This is a genomic window from Candidatus Frankia alpina (genome assembly GCF_902806485.1).
Taxonomy (GTDB): domain Bacteria; phylum Actinomycetota; class Actinomycetes; order Frankiales; family Frankiaceae; genus Frankia; species Frankia alpina.
This window is the reverse complement of sequence record NZ_CADCWT010000324.1, coordinates 1-4504: the sequence shown is the minus strand read 5'-3', so window position 1 is coordinate 4504 and position 4504 is coordinate 1. Positions and strand designations below refer to the sequence as shown.

2 protein-coding genes are annotated in these 4504 nt (G+C 70.1%); both read left to right on the top strand.

Annotated elements, in window-relative coordinates; genetic code table 11:
• Nucleotides 1–820 precede the first annotated feature (820 nt).
• A complete protein-coding gene (locus G6R25_RS21885; RefSeq protein ID WP_163554404.1) occupies nt 821–2554 on the top strand; it encodes an ABC transporter ATP-binding protein in 1734 nt (577 codons plus the stop codon).
• A partial coding sequence (locus G6R25_RS21880; protein ID WP_163554403.1) for an ABC transporter ATP-binding protein occupies nt 2551–4504 on the top strand: 1954 nt, incomplete at its 3' end. The genes G6R25_RS21885 and G6R25_RS21880, both read left to right, overlap by 4 nt.

Sequence of the window (4504 nt, the reverse complement as noted above, 5' to 3'; positions counted from 1 at the left end):
ACGAGTCATCGGCATCCGTCCTCCCGGGGTTGGCGCCCCGGGCATCGGTCGACGCGCACCTCGCGCTCACACTATCGGTTCCTTTCCGCCGTGGACCGATGGTTGCGGACCTACGACCACACGCGCCTACGCTCCGGTGCCAACTGCCCTGGCGCGGTGCTCCCGGACCGGAATAACATGGCAGGTCGCGCTACTTCGCCGAATCTGTTGCATCGACAACTCGCCCGGCGGGACGGGCCCGCGGATGGTCGACCGAAGTTGAGTATCGGCGCCGCCGTCGGGCCTGGCGCAGTACGCTGGCTGAGCGCGGCCGTTGGCATGCGGACGAAGTGGGTGTCGCGGTGGTGATCATCGTTCTTCCGGAGTACTGGAGCGGCGCTGAGGGTATCTTCGGCCACCGATACCGCCGAGAAAACCATCCGTCCGGGAATTCGGGTCCGGAAAGAATGCGCCGCCGGTGGCCGTCCGGTCTTCGCTGATCGCATCCGGGCGTGGCGCGAGGGGGCCGGCGGTCGGACGATCGGCCGCCGCCGGGCGACCGAGTGGTGGTCGGGCGGGCGGGTGGTGGTCGCTCACGACCGAAATCGCCTTGACCTAACGTTGGGTTGAGGCCGTAAGGTCGCCACGCGTCGTCCATGGCGCGTCACCTGCCGTCAGGCGGAGCGTACGACCGCTGTCCCGTCATCCAGCACCCGGCGGTGGATCACGGGGGTCGCCGCCCGCCGCGTCCGTCATGACGGTGGGGGACCTGCCCGGTGCCCCCGCGACGGCTGCGGGACGCCCTGGTCGACCAGGTATCGCCGCTGCAGAGAGGGATCGCATGCTCATCCGACTTCTGCGAGCGCATCTGGCCCGCTACCGGCGGCCCATCGTGATCATCGTGACCCTGCAACTGGTCTCGACGATCGGCATGCTGTACCTGCCGACCCTGAACGCGGACATCATCGATCGAGGGGTGGTGGTCGGCGACACGGGTTACATCCTGCGTATCGGCGGGGTCATGCTCGGCGTCAGCGTCGTGCAGCTCCTCTGCGTCGGCGCGGCGGTCCTCTACAGCGCGCGCACGGCGATGGCCATCGGGCGCGACCTTCGGGCGGCGGTGTTCGACCGGGTGCAGGCGTTCTCGGCCCGCGAGGTCGGCCGCTTCGGGGCTCCCTCGCTTATCACCCGGGCGACCAACGACGTCCAGCAGGTGCAGATGCTGGTGCTGCTCAGCTTCACGCTGATGGTCTCGGCGCCGATCATGTGCATCGGCGGCATCATTCTCGCGGTGAACCAGGACGCCGGGCTGTCCCTGCTCCTGGTTGTGATCGTCCCGATTCTCGCGGTCATCATCGCGCTGATCGTGCGGCGGATGCGCCCGCTCGGACGGGCCATGCAGGAACGGCTGGACACGGTCAACCGGATCCTGCGCGAACAGATCACGGGGCTGCGCGTCATCCGTGCCTTCGTCCGCGACGACTACGAACGGCAGCGGTTCGGGGTCGCCAACACCGAGCTGACCGACGTCTCGCTGCGGTTCGGCCGCCTGATGGCCCTGATGTTCCCGCTCGTGCTCACGGTCGTGAACTTCTCCAGCGTCGCCGTGCTCTGGTTCGGCGCGCACCGCATCGACGCGGGCCACATGCAGATCGGCGCGCTGACCGCGTTCCTCAGCTATCTCATGCAGATCCTCATGTCAGTCATGATGGCGACGTTCATGTTCATGATGATCCCGCGCGCCGAGGTCTGCGCCGAACGCATCCAGGAGGTGCTGGCGACGGACTCCTCGCTGCGGCCGCCGGACCACCCGGTGCGCGAGCTGCGCGCCCACGGCCTGCTGGAGCTGCGCGGGGTGGGCTTCCATTACCCGGGGGCGGAGGATCCGGTGCTGCGCGGCGTCAGCCTCACCGCCCGCCCCGGCCAGACCACCGCCGTCATCGGCAGCACGGGCAGCGGGAAGACGACTCTGCTGGGCCTCATCCCGCGGCTCGCCGAGGCGACCGAGGGCGCCGTCCTGGTAGACGGGGTCGACGTGCGCGACATCGAGCCCACCGTGCTCGCGCGCACCGTCGGCGTCGTGCCGCAGCGACCGTACCTGTTCTCCGGGACCGTCGCGTCGAACCTGCGTTACGGCAACCCCGACGCCACCGACGACGAGCTCTGGCGGGCCCTGGAGACCGCGCAGGCGAAGGAGTTCGTCGAGGCGATGCCGGACGGGCTCGACGCCCCGATCGCCCAGGGTGGCACGAACGTCTCCGGCGGGCAGCGACAGCGGCTGTGCATCGCCCGGCTGCTGGTCCACCGGCCCGAGGTCTACCTGTTCGACGACTCCTTCTCGGCCCTCGACTACGCCACCGACGCCCGCCTGCGGGCGGCGCTCGCCCGGGAGACGGCCGAGGCCACGGTCGTGATCGTCGCCCAGCGGGTGGCCACCATCCGCGACGCCGACCAGATCGTCGTGCTGGAACGCGGCGAGGTGGTCGGGGTGGGCACCCATCACCAGCTCATGGCCGACAATCCAACGTACCGCGAGATCGTGCTCTCGCAGCTCACCGAACAGGAGGCCGCGTGAGCGGGACCGCTCCCACCCCGGCGCCGCGCCGCGGCCCGGCCCCGGCGGCCGGCCCGGCGCGTTTCCTCGGCGGTCAGGGCGCCGCCGCGAAGTCCGCGGACTTCGCGGGGTCGAGCCGGCGCCTGCTGCGGCCGCAACGCCACCTGCTGACGGTCGCCGTCGGGCTGGCGACGGTGAGCGTCGGGCTCACCGTGACCGGGCCCCGGCTGCTCGGCCATGCCACCGACCTGGTGTTCGCGGGGATCTTCAGCCGGCGGCTGCCCGCCGGGACGACGAAGGCGCAGAACGTCGAGGCGCTGCGGGCTGCCGGGCACGGCACCCAGGCCGACCTGCTCGCCTCGCTGGACGTCACCCCCGGGCGGGGGATGGACTTCGGCGCGATCGGCACGGTGCTGCTGTGGGTCGCCATCGTCTACGCGCTCGCCGGGATCTGCGGCGTGCTGCAGGCCCGCCTCACCAACCTGGCGATCCAGCGGGTGATCGGCGAGCTGCGCGACGACGTGCAGCGGAAGATCTCACGGCTGCCCACCCGCTACTTCGACAGCCAGCCGCGCGGGGAGGTGCTCAGCCGGGTCACCAACGACATCGACAACCTCGGCCAGAGCCTCCAGCAGAGCGTGTCGCAGATCGTCGTCTCGGGGCTGACCATCTTCGGCGTGCTGGCGATAATGTTCTGGATCTCCTGGGAGCTCGCCCTGATCGCGCTGGTGACGGTGCCGGTGTCGGTCGTGGTGGCCACCCGGGTGGGAAAGCTCGCCCAGCCGCAGTTCGTCGCCCAGTGGAAGATCACCGGACGGCTCAACGCGCACGTCGAGGAGATGTACACCGGGCACACCCTCGTCCGTGCGTTCGGCCGTCAGGAGGAGTCGGCGCGAGCCTTCCAGGAGTACAACGACCAGTTGTACACGGCCAGTTGGCGGGCCCAGTCCATCTCCGGGTTCATGCAGCCGGCGATGATGTTCATCGGCAACGTCAACTACGTCCTGGTGGCCGTGATCGGTGGTCTGCGGGTGGCGTCGGGGGCGCTGTCGATCGGCGACGTCCAGGCGTTCATCCAGTACTCGCGCCAGTTCAGCCAGCCGCTGTCGCAGGCCGCCAGCATGGCGAACCTCGTCCAGTCCGGGGTGGCCTCCGCGGAGCGGGTGTTCGACCTGCTGGATACCGCCGAGCAGGAGCCCGACCCGCAGGTGCCGGCGCGGCCCGAGGGGCTGCGCGGCCGGGTCGCGTTCGAGCACGTCGCGTTCCGCTACAAGCCGGACAAGCCGCTGATCGAGGATCTCTCCCTGGTCGCCGAGCCGGGCCACACGATCGCGATCGTGGGCCCCACCGGGGCCGGCAAGACCACGTTGATCAACTTGCTGATGCGCTTCTACGACGTCACCTCGGGACGGATCACCCTGGACGGCGTCGACATCGCGGCCATGACCCGCGACGGGCTGCGCGCCCAGATCGGCATGGTGCTGCAGGACACCTGGTTGTTCGGCGGGACCATCGCCGAGAACATCGCCTACGGAGGCGAGGGCGTCACCCACGCCCACGTCGTGGCGGCGGCCCGGGCCGCCCACGTCGACCGGTTCGTCCGCACCCTGCCGGCCGGCTACGACACCGTTCTCGACGACGAGGGGACCGGTGTCAGCGGCGGCGAGAAGCAGCTCATCACCATCGCCCGCGCGTTCCTGGCCGAACCGCTGATCCTCGTCCTCGACGAGGCCACGAGCTCGGTGGACACTCGCACGGAGGTCCTCATCCAGCAGGCCATGTCGACGCTGCGAGCGGGCCGGACCGCCTTCGTCATCGCGCACCGGCTGTCGACCATCCGCGACGCGGACACCATCCTCGTGATGGAGAACGGGGCGATCGTCGAGCAGGGCGATCACACCGGGCTGCTCGCCGCGGACGGCGCGTATGCCCGGCTCTACCAGTCGCAGTTCGCCCAGGCCGCCGTGGAGA

Coding starts and splice junctions, on each gene's coding strand:
- G6R25_RS21885 (WP_163554404.1), top strand. CDS start 821: ATGCTCATCCGACTTCTGCGAGCGCATCTGGCCCGCTACCGGCGGCCC.